Source organism: Citrobacter meridianamericanus, assembly GCF_041320245.1.
GTDB lineage: Bacteria > Pseudomonadota > Gammaproteobacteria > Enterobacterales > Enterobacteriaceae > Citrobacter > Citrobacter meridianamericanus.
On the sequence record NZ_CP101036.1, the window covers coordinates 1,781,907 to 1,798,871 of the forward strand.

The following is a 16,965-nucleotide window of genomic DNA, read 5'->3' on the forward strand; positions in this document are numbered from 1 at the left end:
ACGATGTCTGAAAATAAATTAAACGTTATCGATTTACATAAGCACTACGGCGAACATGAAGTGCTGAAAGGGGTATCGCTGCAGGCCAATGCGGGTGATGTTATCAGTATTATTGGTTCGTCAGGTTCCGGTAAAAGTACCTTCCTGCGCTGCATTAACTTTCTTGAGAAGCCAAGTGCCGGGACGATTGTGGTCAGTGGTCAGAACATTGGGTTGGTGCGTGACAAAGATGGCCAGCTCAAGGTTGCGGACAAAAATCAGCTGCGCCTGCTGCGTACGCGACTGACGATGGTTTTTCAGCACTTCAATCTGTGGAGCCACATGACGGTGCTGGAAAACGTGATGGAAGCGCCGATCCAGGTGTTGGGGCTGAGCAAACAAGAAGCCCGCGAACGAGCAGTGAAGTATCTGGCTAAAGTGGGCATTGATGAGCGCGCGCAGGGCAAATATCCGGTGCACCTGTCTGGCGGACAGCAGCAGCGCGTCTCCATTGCACGGGCGTTGGCGATGGAACCGGAAGTGTTGCTATTTGATGAACCTACGTCGGCGCTTGACCCAGAGCTTGTAGGCGAAGTGCTGCGCATTATGCAACAGCTGGCCGAAGAGGGTAAAACCATGGTGGTCGTGACCCACGAAATGGGATTCGCTCGGCATGTCTCCACGCACGTGATTTTCCTGCATCAGGGAAAAATTGAGGAGGAGGGCGACCCGGAGCAGGTATTCGGTAATCCGCAAAGTCCGCGTTTGCAGCAGTTTCTCAAGGGCTCGCTGAAATAAGTGAGCTGCCCGGAGGCGTTACGCTTTCCGGGCACTACAGCTTAAACGCATCGCGCTCCAGGCGATAAACCCAGTCGTCGTAGGCGATGCCATCAATCTCATACGCCTTTTCCAGTACCTGCGTACGCACAAAGCCTGTTTTTTCCAGTATACGAACAGAACCCTTATTTTCCGCGAGTGCGTAAGCGTTTATCGCCGTGACGGCCGTGTGATCGAAAGCGTACTGGCACACCGCCGTCACGGCTTCGCTGGCAATCCCTTTTCCCTGAGCTTCGGGCAAGATGGCGTAGCCGAGGTCGGCCTCGTGTAGGTATAAATGACTGATCTGCAGGCCAATATCGCCAAGAGGCGTTGAGTTGTTATGTTCGCGGATGACGAAAGTATGCTGTGCAGCCAGACGTCTGGCGAATAACAGACGTGTGTCTTTCGCCGGGGCAATGTCGCCCATATAACGCATGACTTCTGGGCATTCACGTAATCTCTGGAAAAATGACCAGTCAGAAAATTTAAATAAGGAGAGGGTAAGTCGGGGAGTCGATATTATCGCCATAACGTCGCCATTGCGGAATTCTGGTCTATAACCTTACCACCACAACGGCGACCATGAATAGGGCTTCGGGATTATCGGATCACATCCGCCAGCGCTTCTTCTAAATCGTACCAGCGAAATGCAAAACCGGAGGCTTCCAGGCGTTTGGGTAATGCTCGCTGCCCGCCGAGGACCAGCACTGAAGACTCGCCCATCAGCAGCCGCATTACGCTGGCGGGAACGCGTAGAATGGCAGGGCGATTCAGGGCATGTCCCAGCGCGTGGGCAAACTGCTCATTGTGGACCGGGTAGGGTGAAACCATATTGAAGGGGCCGCGCAGGTCGTTATCCAGCAGCCAGATAATGCCATTGACCATATCATCAATATGGATCCAGGCCATATACTGGCGTCCGTTACCTATAGGGCCGCCTAAGCCAAGACGAAATGGCGGGACCATTTTCCCCAGAATGCCGCCAGCAGAGGCCAACACCACGCCGGTACGCAGCATACACACGCGGGTTTTGTCGCTTTGTGCTGTGCTGGCAATTTGTTCCCAGCGGGCGCATAGCTTATGGGTAAATTCGTTGTGCGGCGGCTCTTCTTCCGTGACCACAACCTCGCCCAAATCGCCGTAGTAACCGGTGGCGGAACCGGAGATGAGCACCTCGGGCGGCGTCTCGCTGGCATTAATTAAATCGACCAGTTTCTGCGTAATCCCCCAGCGACTCTGGCACAGACGCTCCTTTTGTTGCGCACTCCAGCGCTTGTCGGCAATCGGCTCTCCGGCAAGGTTAATGACGGCATCAATATCATTGAGATTTTGCCGCTCTTCTAACCCTTTGGACAGCCTAACCCGGGAGTCGAAAATCTGACGCGCCTTATCAGGAGAACGGGTTACTACGGTTATCTGATGCCCCAACTCCAGCAGGCGGGGGATCAGATGACGCCCAATCAGGCCAGTACCGCCGGTAATCAGAATCTGCATGTCGCCTCCCGGGTTATGTTTTAGCGCTGCCAGCTCAGCGTCATGGAAACTGAGTCGGCGTAACGCAATGCATGAAGTTTATCGATCTCCACTTCAGCATAAGTGACCCAGTGATGTTCGCGTGCGATATCGAGCACATCTTGAGTTAATTTTTCTAACAATGAGAAGCGGTTACCCTCCACGTGGGCAATGATGCTCTTGGTGATAGTGCGATAATTCAGCGCGTCGTTGATATCTTCGCTGGTACGGGCGTTGTCTGCCGGATAGTGAATGGCAACGTTGATGACAATATCCTGGCGATTCAGGATCTCCTCTTCTTTGATGCCGATAAAGGTGCGCAGACGAAGGTTTTTTATACGAATAATAGCGTCAGGTTGTGACATTGCAGGTTTCCTCCATGTATGAACCTTTGCATGATACACGAGAACCGAATTGCGTCATCGCTTCTCGATTTGTGCGTGCTGCATGGCGCGCTCAGTCGCAGGACGCGTACGAATGCGTTCATGCCAGTTATTGACCGCCGGGTAGTTGTCGAGGTCGATGCGCTGACGCTGATGGGCGTGGATCCACGGCCAGCAGGCAATGTCGGCAATACTGTAGTGATCGCCTCCTAGCCATGGGGACGTTTCCAGTCGTTTATTCATCACGTTGTACAGGCGCTGAGTTTCAATCTGAAATCTTTCAATGGCGTAGGGAATGGTTTGTGGGGCGTAATGGCTAAAATGATGATTTTGACCCAACATAGGTCCCAGGCCGCTGACCTGCCAGAACAGCCACTGCAGCGTAGTGTGACGTTCACGTAATTCACCACTCAGCAGCTTACCGCTCTTCTCTGCCAGATAGAGTAAAATTTCTCCGGACTCAAACAAGCTGATGGGCCTTCCGCCGTCCATCGGGGCACTGTCGATAATGGCCGGGATTTTATTGTTCGGCGAGATCTGCAAGAAATCAGGGCGAAACTGATTGCCTTTGCTGATATCGACATGAATCAAACGGTATTGCAGTTGTGCCTCTTCAAGAAACAGCGTGATTTTGTGACCGTTTGGCGATGGGGTGTAATAGAGATCGATCATTTTCAGCGTCCGTTTTGTCATGAACCGGGTCATAACAAGTATAGAGCTTGTTGGCGTACGTGAGTTTTCATCAAGTGACAGCGAGAGAAAGACTCTATATTTTGAAAGCAAGCCAATACACTTCAGAGGACATTATGAGCAAATCTGCAATTACGCTGTGGTCAGATGCCAATTTTTTCTCCCCTTACGTGCTGTCTGTTTATGTCGCTCTGCAAGAGAAAGGACTGCCTTTTACGCTGAAAACGGTTGATCTCAACAACGGCGAACACTTGCAACCTTCATGGCAAGGGTATGCGTTGACGCGCCGCGTACCGGTTCTTGAAATCGACGGTTTCGAGCTGAGTGAATCATCAGCGATTACTGAATTTCTGGAAGATAGCTTTGCGCCGCCGCAGTGGGAGCGTATTTACCCGCATGATGTACAAAAACGCGCGCGGGCTCGCCAGGTTCAGGCGTGGATCCGCAGCGATCTGATGCCTATCCGTGAAGAACGCTCTACGGATGTGGTTTTTGCTGGCGTGAAGAAAGCGCCGTTGAGTGACGCGGGAAAAGCCTGCGCGGAGAAATTGTTCGCTACGGCGAGCAGTTTGGTAAGCCATGGCAAACAGAATTTATTTGGTGAATGGTGTATCGCCGACTGTGATTTAGCGCTAATGCTTAATCGTCTGGTCCTTAACGGTGATGAGGTTCCAGAAGCGCTTGCAGAATACGCCGCCTTCCAGTGGCAGCGCGCTTCAATCCAGCGTTTTATCGCGCTTTCAGCGAAGCGTTCCTGCTGAAAAACGGGTCGTAATCCAGTATCATTACAAGGTACTTTTCAACGAGGGGTGAGTGATGAAACTGATGTTCGCATCGGACATTCATGGTTCGTTGCCAGCCACGGAACGCGTACTCGAACGGTTTGCCGCGAGCGGTGCGCAATGGTTGGTGATATTGGGTGATGTTTTAAACCACGGGCCGCGCAATGCACTACCGCAAGGCTATGCGCCCGCGCAGGTTGCCGAGCGGTTGAACGAGCTGGCAGCGCAGATTATCGCGGTACGTGGCAATTGCGACAGCGAAGTGGATCAGATGCTCCTGCATTTTCCGATGACCGCGCCGTGGCAGCAAATTCTGACAGAAAACCAGCGATTATTTTTGACACACGGACATCTTTTTGGTCCGCAAAATATGCCTGCGCTAAACGTGGGAGATGTGCTGGTTTATGGACATACTCATCTGCCCGTCGCTGAGCGACAAGGAGACATTTATCACTTCAATCCTGGCTCGGTAAGCATCCCGAAAGGGGACTTTGCGGCAAGTTACGGGATTCTGGATGATAATGTTCTCAGCGTAATGGCACTCAATGATCAAAGTATTATTGCACAGGTCGAGATTAATCCGTAATTTACCCCACAAACATAAACGCGCCGTAAGAGCGCAAGAAAAAAGAAGGTTTCCTGATGGTGGAACAGCGTCGTTTGGCAAGTACGGAATGGGTGGATATTGTGAATGAAGACAACGAAGTCATCGCACAATCCAGCCGGGAACAAATGCGGGCGCAGCGCTTACGTCATCGTGCGACATATATCGTCGTGCACGATGGTATGGGCAAAATTCTGGTTCAGCGTCGTACTGAGACAAAAGATTTTTTGCCCGGTATGCTGGATGCTACCGCTGGCGGCGTTGTGCAGGCTGACGAACAGTTACTGGACTCAGCGCGCCGTGAAGCGGAAGAGGAACTGGGGATTGCGGGCGTACCGTTTGCCGAGCATGGGCAGTTTTATTTTGAAGACCAGAACTGTCGCGTATGGGGCGGGCTGTTTAGCTGTGTTTCCCATGGACCGTTTGCGCTTCAGGAAGAAGAGGTCAGTGAAGTTTGCTGGCTGACGCCGGAAGAAATCACCGCGCGCTGCGACGAATTTACGCCGGACTCACTGAAAGCCCTGGCGCTGTGGATGACCCGCAACGCCAAGAATGAAGGGGCGAAAGCTGAAAATCAGGAAGAAGCTGAATAGAATCGGCTCATCCGGCCTACAGCGTCTAGAAATCGTGTAGGCCGGGCAATCTTTTTTAATGGTAACCCATTATCTGCGCGCCAATCACCACCACGCTGGACATAATAAACAGCAGTCCTAACAGCGTGGCGCCTACTTTCAGCCAGTTACGAAAATCCACCCGACAAACGCCTAACGTTGCCATCAGTGATGCCGACGTAGGATAGATAATATGACTGAATCCGTCACCAAACTGGAATGCCAGAACGGTGACCTGACGGTTTACGCCAACCAGATCACCCAATGGTGCCAGCAGCGGCATGGTCAACGCAGCCTGCCCGGAGCCGGAAGTGACGAAGAAATTAAACACTGCCTGGAACAGCAGCATAAACCACGCCGCAATGGCGTTATCCAGACCGCTAATGCCGTTGGCGATGCTGTGCAGCAGGGTATTCAGCACGCTGGCATCGCCCGCTTCACCATTGCCTACCAACAGTAATATCCCTTTGGCAAAACCGACCAGCAGGGCAGGAGCAATCATCATGCGCGCACCCTCAGTAAATGAGGATGCCATTATGTTGACCGTCATGCCGTTCAGCCGAAAGACGACGCCAATAATGCCAATCACCAGACCCATGGTGAAGAACTGGCTGGCAATCTCAGGAATAAACCATGCGTGGACGATAACACCCCAAATGACCCACACGATCACGCCCGTCAGCACCATCAGCACCAGCCAGTCGCCGAGCGTGAAGCGGCGCTCAATGACCTCATCCTGCTGTTCGCGGAAGAAACGGTCTGATTCATGAACGCGCGACAGCAGCGGATTCTTTTTGATGCGCGCCGCGTAGGCCAGCGTGAAGGTCAGACCAATCATCGTGGCAACGACCCATACCACGATACGCAAACCTGAGCCGGAAAGCACCGGGACGCCCGCAATGCCCTGCGCGACCACCACGCAGAACGGGTTCATCCAGGAACTGGCAAAACCGATTTGGGTGGCAATATAGGTTACCAGCACGGTGGTGATACTGTCGTAACCCAAGCGTACCATCAGCGGCGCGATAATTATCGCAAAGGCGACGGCCTCTTCTCCCATACCAAACACTGCGCCACCTAAAGAGAAGAGAATAAACAGCACCGGGATAAACAAGACCTCGTTCCCTCGGGTATGGCGGATGAGCGCCAGGATGCCGTTATCGATAGTTCCGGTGCGCATCACGATGCCAAACGCGCCACCGATAACCAGCATAAACATGATGATGCCAACAGCGGTGCCGAATTTAGAACCGGAGGTTAACCCTTCAAACGGGAAGTTCATCAGGCCAGGACTTTCATCACCGGTGGTAAAGAATTTAACCGGGTGATACTGCTCTTCACCGGCTTCATTGGTCAGAATGCGGAATGAATGGGGATCAACGACCTTGCGAGTCTTGGTTTGCCCATCAACCTGATACTGCACTTCCTGGCTGTCGAACATCCCGACGGGAACTACCCATGTCGCCAGACTGGTCAAAATGGCGACGAAAAAAATAATCACCAGCGTGTCGGGCATCGCCCACTTTTTAGCTGGCCGTGTTTCTGTTACTGCTGACATGAAAGACTATCCCTGTTGCAATGCAAAAGAGGGTAAGTATGCAAACAGAAGAATAGTTATTCATTGATGCAGCGCATCCTGGTAAATCATTCAGACCAGGCCAACGGGAAATCAGATATAAAAAAACCGGAAATATCAGCTATTTCCGGTTTGATAAGCAGGATGTGTACCGGATAAGGCATCCGGCACGCATGGCAGATTACTGCTGCTGGGAAGACTGGATCGCGGTCAGAGCGATGGTGTAGACAATATCGTCTACCAGCGCGCCACGAGACAGGTCGTTCACCGGTTTACGCATACCCTGCAGCATCGGCCCGATGGAGATCAGGTCGGCAGAACGCTGTACCGCTTTGTAGGTGGTGTTACCGGTGTTCAGATCCGGGAAGATGAACACGGTAGCGCGACCAGCAACCGGAGAGTTCGGCGCTTTGGATTTTGCTACGTCAGCCATAACTGCGGCATCGTACTGCAGCGGACCGTCGATCATCAGGTCAGGACGTTTTTCCTGCGCAAGACGGGTTGCTTCGCGTACTTTCTCTACATCGCTACCTGCACCAGAAGTACCAGTGGAGTAGGAGAGCATCGCTACGCGCGGTTCGATACCGAAAGCAGTTGCGGAATCAGCGGATTGAATCGCGATCTCTGCCAACTGCTCTGCAGTCGGATCCGGGTTGATCGCGCAGTCGCCGTAAACGTAAACCTGATCCGGCAGCAACATGAAGAATACGGAAGATACCAGTGAGCTACCCGGTGCAGTTTTGATCAGCTGCAGCGGCGGACGAATGGTATTCGCGGTGGTGTGAACGGCACCAGAAACCAGGCCGTCAACGTCGTCTTGTTCCAGCATCAGGGTACCGAGAACTACGTTGTCTTCCAGCTGTTCGCGGGCAACGGTTTCGGTCATGCCTTTGTTTTTACGCAATTCGACCAGGCGAGCAACGTAGCTTTCGCGAACTACATCCGGATCAACGATTTCTACGCCAGCGCCCAGTTCAATGCCCTGAGAGGCCGCTACGCGGGTGATCTCATCCGGGTTACCCAACAGTACGCAGGTTGCGATACCACGTTCAGCACAGATAGCCGCCGCTTTAACGGTACGCGGTTCGTCGCCTTCTGGCAGAACGACGCGTTTGCCCGCTTTACGCGCCAGCTCGGTCAACTGATAACGGAACGCTGGTGGTGACAGACGACGGCTGCGCTCAGACGTTGCGGTCAGAGATTCAATCCAGTCAGCGTTGATGTAGTTAGCAACGTATTCCTGAACTTTTTCGATGCGCTCGTGATCGTCAACCGGAACTTCCAGGTTGAAGCTCTGCAGGCTCAGAGAGGTCTGCCAGGTGTTGGTGTTTACCATGAATACCGGCAGGCCGGTTTCGAATGCACGTTCGCACAGTTTAGTAATACGCGCGTCCATTTCGTAGCCGCCGGTCAGCAGCAGAGCACCAATTTCTACGCCGTTCATCGCTGCCAGGCATGCAGCAACCAGCACGTCCGGACGGTCAGCGGAAGTCACCAGCAGAGAACCTGCGCGGAAGTGCTCGAGCATGTGCGGAATGCTGCGTGCGCAGAAGGTCACAGACTTCACGCGACGGGTGTTGATATCGCCTTCGTTCACAATGGTGGCGTTCAGGTGACGCGCCATATCGATTGCACGAGTGGCAATCAGATCAAAGCTCCATGGCACCGCGCCCAGAACTGGCAGCGGGCTGGATTCCTGCAGTTTAGCCGGATCAACTTTGATCACTTTCGCTTTGGAAGAGTCGTCGAAAATCTCAGACAGATCCGGGCGAGTACGGCCCTGTTCATCAACCGGTGCGTTCAGTTTGTTCACGATTACGCCGGTGATGTTGGTGTTTTTCGCGCCGCCGAAGCTGCTGCGAGTCAGTTCAATACGCTCGTTCAGCTGTTCCGGAGTATCGGTACCCTGAGACATAACGAAGACGATTTCTGCATTCAGCGTTTTCGCGATTTCGTAGTTCAGAGACTGCGCGAACTGATGTTTACGGGTTGGGACCAGGCCTTCAACCAGGACAACTTCAGCGTCTTTAGTATTCGCGTGGTAGTTCGCGATGATCTCTTCCATCAGCACATCTTTCTGATTGCTGGAGAGCAGAGATTCAACGTGGCTCATCTTCAGCGGCTCAGCGGCTGGCAGAGAAGAATTAGCACGGACGATGCTGGTAGTCTGGTCTGGCGCATCGCCACCGGCACGCGGTTGAGCGATCGGCTTGAAGACGCTCAGACGAACGCCTTTGCGTTCCATTGCGCGGATCACGCCAAGACTGACGCTGGTCAGACCGACGCTGGTTCCGGTTGGGATCAGCATAATAATACGGGACACGGTTTATCCTCTTTCGTTACCGCCCGTTTCAGGCGGGTTACAAAACAGCACCGCCAGCTAGGCTGGCGGTGTGAAATCAGGCGGTCAGACGGCTCGCGTCTTGCGCGATAACCAGTTCTTCGTTGGTTGGGATAACCACCGCAGGACGGGTACCTTCTTTGTTGATGAACCCAGATTTGCCGAAACGTGCGGCCAGGTTACGTTCATGGTCAACTTCAAAGCCCAGAACGCCCAGTTTGCCCAGAGACAGTTCACGAACCATCGCGGCGTTTTCACCGATACCACCAGTGAAGACAACAGCATCCAGACGACCATCCATCAGCGCAGTGTAAGAACCGATGTATTTCGCCAGACGGTGGCAGTAAACGTCCATTGCACGTTTAGCGTCTTCTTTAGTCGCGTAGTTATCTTCAACATAACGGCAGTCGCTGGTGACTTCGGTCAGACCCAGCAGGCCGGACTCTTTGGTCAGCATTTTGTTGATCTGGTCAACGCTCATGCCCAGTGTGTCGTGCAGGTGGAAGATGATCGCCGGGTCAATGTCACCGGAACGCGTACCCATCACCAGACCTTCCAGCGGGGTCAGACCCATGGAGGTATCAACACATTTACCGTTACGGATAGCAGATACAGAACCGCCGTTGCCCAGGTGGCAAGTGATGATGTTCAGCTCATCAACTGGTTTGTTCAGTACTTTTGCCGCTTCCTGAGTGACGAAGAAGTGGCTGGTACCGTGCGCACCGTAACGACGAACGCCGTGTTCTTTGTACAGGCTGTACGGCAGGGCGTAGAGGTAAGATTCTTCCGGCATAGTCTGGTGGAACGCGGTGTCGAATACGGCCACGTTTTTGTCTTTCAGATTCGGGAAGGATTTCAGCGCTTCAGCAATACCGATCAGGTGTGCAGGGTTATGCAGCGGTGCAAAAGAGGCTGCATCTTTGATACCCTGAATAACGGAATCGTCGATAACCACAGAGCCGGTGTATTTTTCGCCGCCGTGAACAACACGGTGACCAATTGCAGTCAGCTGAGCGGACAGTTCTGGTTTTTGTGCCAGAATAGTATTAACGATAAAATTCAGCGCTTCACTGTGAGCGGCGCCTGCACCTAAAGCCGCTTCTTGTTTACCGCCATCCATTTTCCATTTGATACGTGCTTCTGGGAGATGGAAACATTCGGCTAAACCAGAAAGGTATTCTTCACCGTTTACTGCATCGATGATGGCAAATTTCAGTGAGGAGCTACCGCAGTTCAGAACCAGTACTAACTTACTCGACATGGAAGTACCTATTTATGATACGTGGCTAAAAAAACGTCAGGGAGTCATAGAGCGTAGCGCATGATGACACCGACGTTTATGATTAACATCATGCGCCATAGTCTTTTTGGGCACGATGGAATAAATACCTTTGAGTCTATGTCATTTTGCGTATTTTTCAGCCAATGGCATACTATGTGTCAATTTGACGACTCAATGATTTTGGACTAATGGCCTTACAGGCCGGCACAGGATACCTGAATGTGGGTATCAAAGACAAAATGTTTTGAACGATGTCCATTGCAGTTGTTGTTTTGCACAAATTTTTTAATTTTTATATGTGAAGTTGAGGTAACCGCCATGTCGACACCGGATAATCGTTCCGTCAATTTTTTTAGCTTGTTTCGCCGGGGGCAGCACTACGCAAAGACGTGGCCAATGGAAAAGCGCCTCGCGCCCGTGTTTGTAGAGAACCGCGTGATCCGTATGACGCGTTACGCAATCCGTTTTATGCCGCCTATCGCCGTCTTCACCTTATGCTGGCAAATTGCGCTAGGGGGGCAGTTGGGACCGGCCGTTGCGACCGCGCTGTTTGCGCTTAGCCTGCCGATGCAGGGCATGTGGTGGCTGGGTAAACGTTCCGTGACGCCGCTGCCGCCTTCAATACTCAACTGGTTCTACGAAGTTCGGGGTAAATTGCAGGAAGCCGGGCAGGCGCTCTCTCCGGTCGAAGGAAAGCCTGATTATCAGGCGCTGGCTGACACGCTTAAGCGCGCCTTCAAACAACTGGATAAAACTTTCCTCGATGATTTGTAATTGACCCCTGATTACGCATATAAAAGAAGGCACAAGATGCCTTCTTTTTTTTCATCGCAGTAGTAGTGATACAGGAGTCCCAAATGGAAATGACCAACGCTCAACGTCTGATTTTGTCTAATCAGTACAAAATGATGACTATGCTCGATCCCACTAACGCCGAGCGTTATCGTCGTTTGCAGACGATTATTGAACGCGGTTACGGCTTGCAGATGCGCGAGCTGGATCGTGAGTTTGGTGAGCTGACGGAAGAAACCTGTCGTACGATTATCGATATTATGGAGATGTATCACGCATTACATGTGTCCTGGACTAATCTTAAGGATGCACAGGCCATTGATGAGCGCCGCGTGACCTTCCTCGGTTTTGACGCCGCAACGGAAGCCCGTTTTCTCGGATACGTTCGCTTTATGGTGAATGTGGAAGGTCGCTATACCCACTTTGATGCGGGGACGCATGGCTTCAACGCTCAGACCCCGATGTGGGAAAAATATCAGCGTATGTTGAACGTCTGGCACTCTTGCCCGCGCCAGTATCATTTGAGCGCGAATGAAATTAACCAAATCATTAATGCCTGAGGGGGCGAGCGTGCAGTGCAAAGGTTTTCTGTTTGATCTGGATGGAACGCTGGTCGATTCCTTACCCGCAGTAGAACGCGCGTGGTGCAATTGGGCCGATCGTTTTGGCCTCGATCATGCTGAAGTGCTCGGTTTTATTCATGGCAAGCAGGCCATTACCTCTCTGCGACACTTTATGGTGGGCAAATCTGAGGCAGAGATCGCTGCGGAGTTCACCCGCCTGGAGCAGATCGAAGCGACAGAAACCGCTGGGATCACCGCGCTGCCGGGGGCGGTTGAGTTGCTCAATCACCTCAATAAAGCGGGTATTCCATGGGCGATTGTGACCTCCGGTTCTATGCCAGTCGCACGAGCGCGCCATCGTGTCGCGGGGCTTCCTGCGCCTGAAGTGTTTGTCACCGCCGAACGGGTAAAAAGAGGGAAACCAGAGCCAGACGCTTATCTGTTAGGCGCACAGCTTCTGGGGCTTGCGCCGCAGGAGTGCGCGGTAGTGGAAGATGCGCCCGCCGGGGTGCTTTCAGGACTGACGGCTGGGTGTCATGTGATCGCGGTCAATGCGCCTGCGGACACGCCGCGTCTGGATGAGGTCGATTTTTCTCTGACCAGTCTGGAACATATTTCTGTGACCAAACAACCTAACGGAAATGTGGTCGTTGTAAGAAATACCTGATCATGATTTAGCCCCAGATTGTTGGGGCTTTTTTATGGCAGAATCGACTCATCCCTCTCATTTAACAAGGATATGTTGTGAACGGTGAATTGATATGGGTTCTCTCATTGCTGGCGATTGCCGTCGTTTTGTTTGCAACTGGCAGAGTGCGTATGGACGCGATCGCTTTGCTGGTCATTATTGCCTTTGTTCTGAGTGGAACATTGAGCATCACAGAAGCTTTTTCCGGATTCAGCGATCCTAACGTTATTTTGATAGCGGCTTTATTCATTATCGGCGACGGCCTGGTGCGTACCGGGGTGGCGACGGTAATGGGAGCCTGGCTGGTGAAGGTGGCCGGCAGCAGCGAAGTCAAAATGCTGGTGTTGTTGATGATTACCGTTGCCGGGCTTGGAGCATTTATGAGCTCCACCGGCGTAGTCGCCATCTTTATTCCGGTGGTGTTAAGCGTTTCCATGCGCATGGAAATTTCCCCTTCACGCCTGATGATGCCGCTGAGCTTTGCCGGATTAATAAGCGGCATGATGACGCTGGTGGCGACGCCACCCAACCTGGTCGTAAACAGTGAACTGTTACGTGAAGGACTCAACGGTTTCAGTTTTTTTAGCGTTACCCCACTGGGGCTGGTTGTTCTGGTACTCGGCATAATTTATATGCTGCTGATGCGCTTTATGCTCAAGGGGGAAGATTCCGGGCCGTCGGGAGACGGCTGGAAGCGTCGGACGTTTCGCGATCTGATTAAAGAATATCGCCTGACCGGGCGCGCGCGTCGCCTGGCGATTCGCCCAGGTTCTCCGATGATCGGCCAGCGTCTGGACGACCTGAAGCTGCGTGAGCGCTACGGGGCAAACGTGATTGGCGTTGAACGCTGGCGGCGTTTTCGTCGTGTGATCGTTGACGTAAACGGGGTTTCTGAGTTTCGCGCCCGTGACGTATTGCTGATTGATATGTCTGCGGCCGATGTCGACTTGCGTGAATTTTGCAGTGAACAGTTTTTGGAGCCGATGGTGCTGCGCGGTGAATACTTCTCCGAGCAGGCGCTTGATGTGGGAATGGCAGAAATTTCGCTGATCCCTGAATCGGAATTGATTGGCAAAACGGTACGAGAAATTGCTTTTCGTACACGTTACGGCCTGAATGTCGTTGGGCTGAAACGTGATGGTGCTGCATTGGCCGGCGCGGTGGTGGATGAGCCGCTGCTAATGGGCGACATCATATTAGTGGTGGGCAACTGGAAACTCATTACTCTTCTGGGCCAAAAAGGGCGCGATTTTGTGGTGCTGAATATGCCCGCGGAAGTCAGTGAAGCTTCTCCGGCGCACAGCCAGGCGCCGCATGCGATTTTCTGCCTGGTGCTGATGGTCGCTCTGATGCTCACTGATGAAATTCCCAATACGGTTGCTGCGATCATTGCTTGTCTGCTGATGGGGAAATTTCGCTGTATCGATGCCGAAAGTGCCTACAAGGCGATTCACTGGCCAAGTATTATTTTGATCGTCGGGATGATGCCTTTCGCGCTGGCTTTACAAAAAACCGGCGGCGTCGATTTGGTAGTGAAAGGCCTGATGGATGTCGGCGGTGGATATGGCCCATACATGATGCTGGGCTGCCTGTTCGTGCTGTGTGCAACCATCGGGTTATTTATCTCCAATACCGCGACCGCGGTGTTGATGGCGCCGATTGCGTTAGCGGCGGCGAAGTCGATGGGGGTTTCACCATATCCTTTCGCGATGGCGATTGCGATGGCAGCTTCCGCAGCCTTTATGACGCCGGTGTCTTCACCGGTTAACACGCTCGTGCTGGGACCGGGCAACTACAGCTTTAGCGACTTCGTGAAGATCGGCGTACCGTTTACCATCATTGTAATGGCGGTGTGTGTGGTGATGATCCCGATGCTGTTTCCGTTTTAATGCTTCCCCGGCGACGTTGCCTGTGTAGGCCGGATAAGGCAACGTCGCCCCAAACTTACAATGGTGAATCCTGGCTGATTTCATCTAATGAAAGATGAAAACTCGGGACAAATACATCCATAAAGTAGTCCATCTCCTCACTGCGTCGCGACTCCAGCGTTTTTTCCAGCCGTGTTTTGGCCAGCAGAAATTCGTTGTTACCGGCGGAGAGTTCTTCCAGACACTTCAGGTATGCGCACAGGGCGTCAGCCTGCTTGACGATCGATTTTTCATCTTCGCTGTATGCGTGTTCGTCAATTAACGGGGCAAAAATATCGCGCAGCTCATCGGGAACCATATCGACCAGCTTTTGCTGGGCAATTTTCTCTATCGCTTTATATTCCTGAGCAATCTGCGAGTTGAAATATTTCACCGGGGTAGGGAGATCGCCGGTCAGCACCTCTGATGCATCGTGATACATCGCCAGCAGGGCAATACGCTCAGCATTAACCTGACCACCAAATTTGCGGTTTTTGATCGCGGCCAGCGCATGAGCAACCATGGCAACTTGCAGGCTGTGTTCAGACACGTTTTCGGTGCGCACATTGCGCATTAGCGGCCAGCGGTTAATGAGCTTCAGACGGGAGAGGTGGGCAAAAAAATGGCTCTGCTTCATAACGACCCTTACTCAGTGACTTCAGTAAAGGTATTTTGCGCAGAGAGTGCTACCGGATGCAAATCTCGGTAGCACTCTCTGTTATTACAGCTGGTGATATCCTGACAAGAAACGCTCAAATTTACTCAGCGACATCTCAATATCGTCAATACGCGGCAGTGTGACGATACGGAAATGATCCGGCCACGGCCAGTTGAACGCCGTCCCCTGAACCAGCAGTACTTTTTCCTGTAACAGGAAGTCCAGCACCATCTTCTGGTCGTCATGAATATTGAAGCGCTTAGCGTCGATTTTCGGGAACATATACAGCGCACCGCGCGGTTTCACACAGGAGACGCCGGGAATGTCATTGAGCAGTTCCCAGGCACGGTTGCGTTGTTCATACAGACGACCGCCAGGCATAATAAATTCGCTGATGCTCTGGTATCCTCCCAGCGCGGTCTGAATGGCATGTTGCGCAGGGACGTTGGCACACAGACGCATTGAAGCCAGCATTTCAAGGCCTTCGATATAGCCTTTGGCATGTTTCTTCGGTCCGTTAAGCACCATCCAGCCCTGACGGAACCCCGCAACGCGGTAGGTTTTTGACAGACCGTTGAAGGTGATGGTCAGCAGGTCCGGAGCCATAGCGGCGATGGAGTGATGTTCTGCGTCGTCGTAGAGAATTTTGTCGTAAATCTCATCTGCAAAGATGATGAGGTTGTTCTGGCGAGCAATCTCAACAATCTCCATCAGCAGCTCTTTAGAATAAACAGCACCGGTTGGGTTGTTTGGGTTGATTATGACGATCCCACGTGTACGCGGCGTAATTTTGGCGCGGATATCATCCAGATCCGGGAACCAATCTGACGATTCGTCACACAGATAGTGTACGGCATTACCGCCGGAGAGCGATACCGCCGCCGTCCACAGCGGATAATCAGGAGCAGGAACCAGCATTTCGTCCCCACTGTTCAACAGAGCCTGCATGGCCTGCACAATCAATTCAGAAACGCCGTTACCGATATAAATATCTTCCACGGTGACATCACGCATCCCACGAGCCTGGTAATGCTGCATGATCGCTTTGCGGGCAGAATAAAGGCCTTTTGAATCGCAATACCCTTGCGCAGTTGGCAAATTGCGGATCACATCCACCAGAATTTCATCTGGCGCTTCAAACCCGAATGGTGCGGGGTTGCCGATGTTCAGTTTCAGAACTTTATTACCTTCTTCTTCCAGACGCTTTGCTTCCTTCAGAACCGGGCCGCGAATGTCATAACAGACGTTTTCTAATTTGCTGGATTTTTCAATGGGGGACATGAACGTTGACCTTTTTAGCTGTGAATGCCACTCCCTGCCGTGGAAGTCAGCCAGCACAATGTACTCCCACACCGGTAAGTTTTGAAGGGTCTCCAGGAGAAGATTTTGAAAAGCATCGGGGGTGTAATTAACTTTTAACGACTAAATAATGAAGTTATTGTGGAGTGATAATCTGTATCTTGTTGTTGTTATGGTTTTATGTTTTGCTTTGGTGGTGATGGTGTGGTCGTTTGTCTGGTCAAAAAAAGTTGATGCTGTAAAACAATAGGTAGTCGATATCTAAACTGTCTGACGTAATTCGAAAATACTGAGGTTTTGTCTCAGAATTCTGTTATCGGTGTGATCCCGACGTGATGCGGTGTGAACTCATTGTTAAGCATAATTAATGAATTGAGAGGTTCTTAATTAATTATTATTTAATATTTAAACAGTATCAAATTGAATGGGATAATAATACGAAAACCGCTGTTCTGACATGGCACCAATTTGCCCGGAAT

The 16,965-nt window shown here is 52.0% G+C and carries 17 protein-coding genes; 8 read left to right on the forward strand and 9 right to left on the reverse strand.

Annotation, left to right across the window (positions count from 1 at the left end; translation table 11 throughout):
- Positions 1–3: 3 nt before the first annotated feature.
- Complete coding sequence (gene hisP / locus NMD08_RS08490; RefSeq protein ID WP_061068225.1) at positions 4–777, forward strand: histidine ABC transporter ATP-binding protein HisP; 774 nt, start codon at positions 4–6, stop codon at positions 775–777.
- A 34-nt stretch (positions 778–811) separates the two neighbouring features.
- Here the strand turns inward: hisP and NMD08_RS08495 are convergent, their stop codons facing one another.
- From NMD08_RS08495 to yfcG, 4 genes are all read right to left on the reverse strand, one after another.
- A complete protein-coding gene (locus tag NMD08_RS08495; protein WP_370619964.1) occupies positions 812–1,327 on the reverse strand; it encodes a GNAT family N-acetyltransferase in 516 nt (171 codons plus the stop codon).
- A 71-nt stretch (positions 1,328–1,398) separates the two neighbouring features.
- A complete protein-coding gene (locus tag NMD08_RS08500) occupies positions 1,399–2,292 on the reverse strand; it encodes a TIGR01777 family oxidoreductase (RefSeq protein ID WP_151219934.1) in 894 nt (297 codons plus the stop codon).
- A 20-nt stretch (positions 2,293–2,312) separates the two neighbouring features.
- Positions 2,313–2,675: a dihydroneopterin triphosphate 2'-epimerase gene (folX, locus tag NMD08_RS08505; RefSeq protein WP_151219933.1), complete on the reverse strand. Its 363-nt coding sequence runs from the start codon at positions 2,673–2,675 to the stop codon at positions 2,313–2,315.
- Between the two features lie 54 nt (positions 2,676–2,729).
- The gene (gene yfcG / locus NMD08_RS08510) at positions 2,730–3,365 is read right to left on the reverse strand and encodes a GSH-dependent disulfide bond oxidoreductase (protein WP_151219932.1); all 636 of its coding nucleotides are present in this window, start codon (positions 3,363–3,365) and stop codon (positions 2,730–2,732) included.
- Positions 3,366–3,499: 134 nt separating this feature from the next.
- On the opposite strand from yfcG, the gene yfcF reads away from it, so the two are divergent.
- The 3 genes from yfcF to yfcD are packed head-to-tail and all read left to right on the forward strand — an operon-like array spanning position 3,500 to position 5,362.
- Positions 3,500–4,144, forward strand: a complete 645-nt coding sequence (yfcF, locus tag NMD08_RS08515) for a glutathione transferase (RefSeq protein WP_370619966.1) — start codon at positions 3,500–3,502, stop codon at positions 4,142–4,144.
- 55 nt (positions 4,145–4,199) lie between these two features.
- Positions 4,200–4,751 (forward strand): phosphodiesterase, encoded by a 552-nt coding sequence (yfcE, locus tag NMD08_RS08520; RefSeq protein WP_151219931.1) that lies wholly within the window; start codon positions 4,200–4,202, stop codon positions 4,749–4,751.
- 56 nt (positions 4,752–4,807) lie between these two features.
- On the forward strand, positions 4,808–5,362 hold the full coding sequence (gene yfcD / locus NMD08_RS08525) for an NUDIX hydrolase YfcD (protein ID WP_151219930.1): 555 nt from the start codon (positions 4,808–4,810) through the stop codon (positions 5,360–5,362).
- 55 nt (positions 5,363–5,417) lie between these two features.
- On the opposite strand, the gene yfcC is transcribed toward yfcD, so the two are convergent.
- The 3 genes from yfcC to ackA form a co-directional block, all read right to left on the reverse strand.
- Positions 5,418–6,938, reverse strand: a complete 1,521-nt coding sequence (gene yfcC / locus NMD08_RS08530) for a putative basic amino acid antiporter YfcC (protein WP_048211065.1) — start codon at positions 6,936–6,938, stop codon at positions 5,418–5,420.
- Positions 6,939–7,137: 199 nt separating this feature from the next.
- A complete protein-coding gene (gene pta, locus NMD08_RS08535) occupies positions 7,138–9,279 on the reverse strand; it encodes a phosphate acetyltransferase (protein WP_151224765.1) in 2,142 nt (713 codons plus the stop codon).
- A 76-nt stretch (positions 9,280–9,355) separates the two neighbouring features.
- Positions 9,356–10,558 (reverse strand): acetate kinase, encoded by a 1,203-nt coding sequence (ackA, locus tag NMD08_RS08540; protein WP_003028092.1) that lies wholly within the window; start codon positions 10,556–10,558, stop codon positions 9,356–9,358.
- 339 nt (positions 10,559–10,897) lie between these two features.
- Between ackA and yfbV the strand changes: the two genes are divergently transcribed.
- From yfbV to NMD08_RS08560, 4 genes are all read left to right on the forward strand, one after another.
- The gene (gene yfbV / locus NMD08_RS08545; protein ID WP_003028087.1) at positions 10,898–11,353 is read left to right on the forward strand and encodes a terminus macrodomain insulation protein YfbV; all 456 of its coding nucleotides are present in this window, start codon (positions 10,898–10,900) and stop codon (positions 11,351–11,353) included.
- A gap of 83 nt (positions 11,354–11,436) precedes the next feature.
- Positions 11,437–11,931: a YfbU family protein gene (locus NMD08_RS08550; protein ID WP_003028086.1), complete on the forward strand. Its 495-nt coding sequence runs from the start codon at positions 11,437–11,439 to the stop codon at positions 11,929–11,931.
- Positions 11,924–12,601 (forward strand): sugar phosphatase, encoded by a 678-nt coding sequence (locus NMD08_RS08555; protein ID WP_151224804.1) that lies wholly within the window; start codon positions 11,924–11,926, stop codon positions 12,599–12,601. Before NMD08_RS08550 ends, NMD08_RS08555 begins: the two co-directional genes overlap by 8 nt.
- Before the next feature lie 77 nt (positions 12,602–12,678).
- Positions 12,679–14,511, forward strand: a complete 1,833-nt coding sequence (locus NMD08_RS08560) for an SLC13 family permease (RefSeq protein WP_151219929.1) — start codon at positions 12,679–12,681, stop codon at positions 14,509–14,511.
- A gap of 55 nt (positions 14,512–14,566) precedes the next feature.
- On the opposite strand, the gene yfbR is transcribed toward NMD08_RS08560, so the two are convergent.
- Entirely contained in the window at positions 14,567–15,166 is a 600-nt protein-coding gene (gene yfbR, locus NMD08_RS08565; protein ID WP_151219928.1) for a 5'-deoxynucleotidase, read from the reverse strand.
- A gap of 84 nt (positions 15,167–15,250) precedes the next feature.
- A complete protein-coding gene (alaA, locus tag NMD08_RS08570; protein WP_005129483.1) occupies positions 15,251–16,468 on the reverse strand; it encodes an alanine transaminase AlaA in 1,218 nt (405 codons plus the stop codon).
- Between the last annotated feature and the right edge of the window lie 497 nt (positions 16,469–16,965).

What these genes read in the sequence shown, in the direction of transcription:
- hisP (WP_061068225.1), top strand. Translation starts at nt 4, where the DNA reads ATGTCTGAAAATAAATTAAACGTTATCGATTTACATAAGCACTACGGC.
- NMD08_RS08495 (WP_370619964.1), bottom strand. Translation starts at nt 1,327, where the DNA reads ATGGCGATAATATCGACTCCCCGACTTACCCTCTCCTTATTTAAATTT.
- NMD08_RS08500 (WP_151219934.1), bottom strand. Translation starts at nt 2,292, where the DNA reads ATGCAGATTCTGATTACCGGCGGTACTGGCCTGATTGGGCGTCATCTG.
- folX (WP_151219933.1), bottom strand. Translation starts at nt 2,675, where the DNA reads ATGTCACAACCTGACGCTATTATTCGTATAAAAAACCTTCGTCTGCGC.
- yfcG (WP_151219932.1), bottom strand. Translation starts at nt 3,365, where the DNA reads ATGATCGATCTCTATTACACCCCATCGCCAAACGGTCACAAAATCACG.
- yfcF (WP_370619966.1), top strand. Translation starts at nt 3,500, where the DNA reads ATGAGCAAATCTGCAATTACGCTGTGGTCAGATGCCAATTTTTTCTCC.
- yfcE (WP_151219931.1), top strand. Translation starts at nt 4,200, where the DNA reads ATGAAACTGATGTTCGCATCGGACATTCATGGTTCGTTGCCAGCCACG.
- yfcD (WP_151219930.1), top strand. Translation starts at nt 4,808, where the DNA reads ATGGTGGAACAGCGTCGTTTGGCAAGTACGGAATGGGTGGATATTGTG.
- yfcC (WP_048211065.1), bottom strand. Translation starts at nt 6,938, where the DNA reads ATGTCAGCAGTAACAGAAACACGGCCAGCTAAAAAGTGGGCGATGCCC.
- ackA (WP_003028092.1), bottom strand. Translation starts at nt 10,558, where the DNA reads ATGTCGAGTAAGTTAGTACTGGTTCTGAACTGCGGTAGCTCCTCACTG.
- yfbV (WP_003028087.1), top strand. Translation starts at nt 10,898, where the DNA reads ATGTCGACACCGGATAATCGTTCCGTCAATTTTTTTAGCTTGTTTCGC.
- NMD08_RS08550 (WP_003028086.1), top strand. Translation starts at nt 11,437, where the DNA reads ATGGAAATGACCAACGCTCAACGTCTGATTTTGTCTAATCAGTACAAA.
- NMD08_RS08555 (WP_151224804.1), top strand. Translation starts at nt 11,924, where the DNA reads ATGCCTGAGGGGGCGAGCGTGCAGTGCAAAGGTTTTCTGTTTGATCTG.
- yfbR (WP_151219928.1), bottom strand. Translation starts at nt 15,166, where the DNA reads ATGAAGCAGAGCCATTTTTTTGCCCACCTCTCCCGTCTGAAGCTCATT.
- alaA (WP_005129483.1), bottom strand. Translation starts at nt 16,468, where the DNA reads ATGTCCCCCATTGAAAAATCCAGCAAATTAGAAAACGTCTGTTATGAC.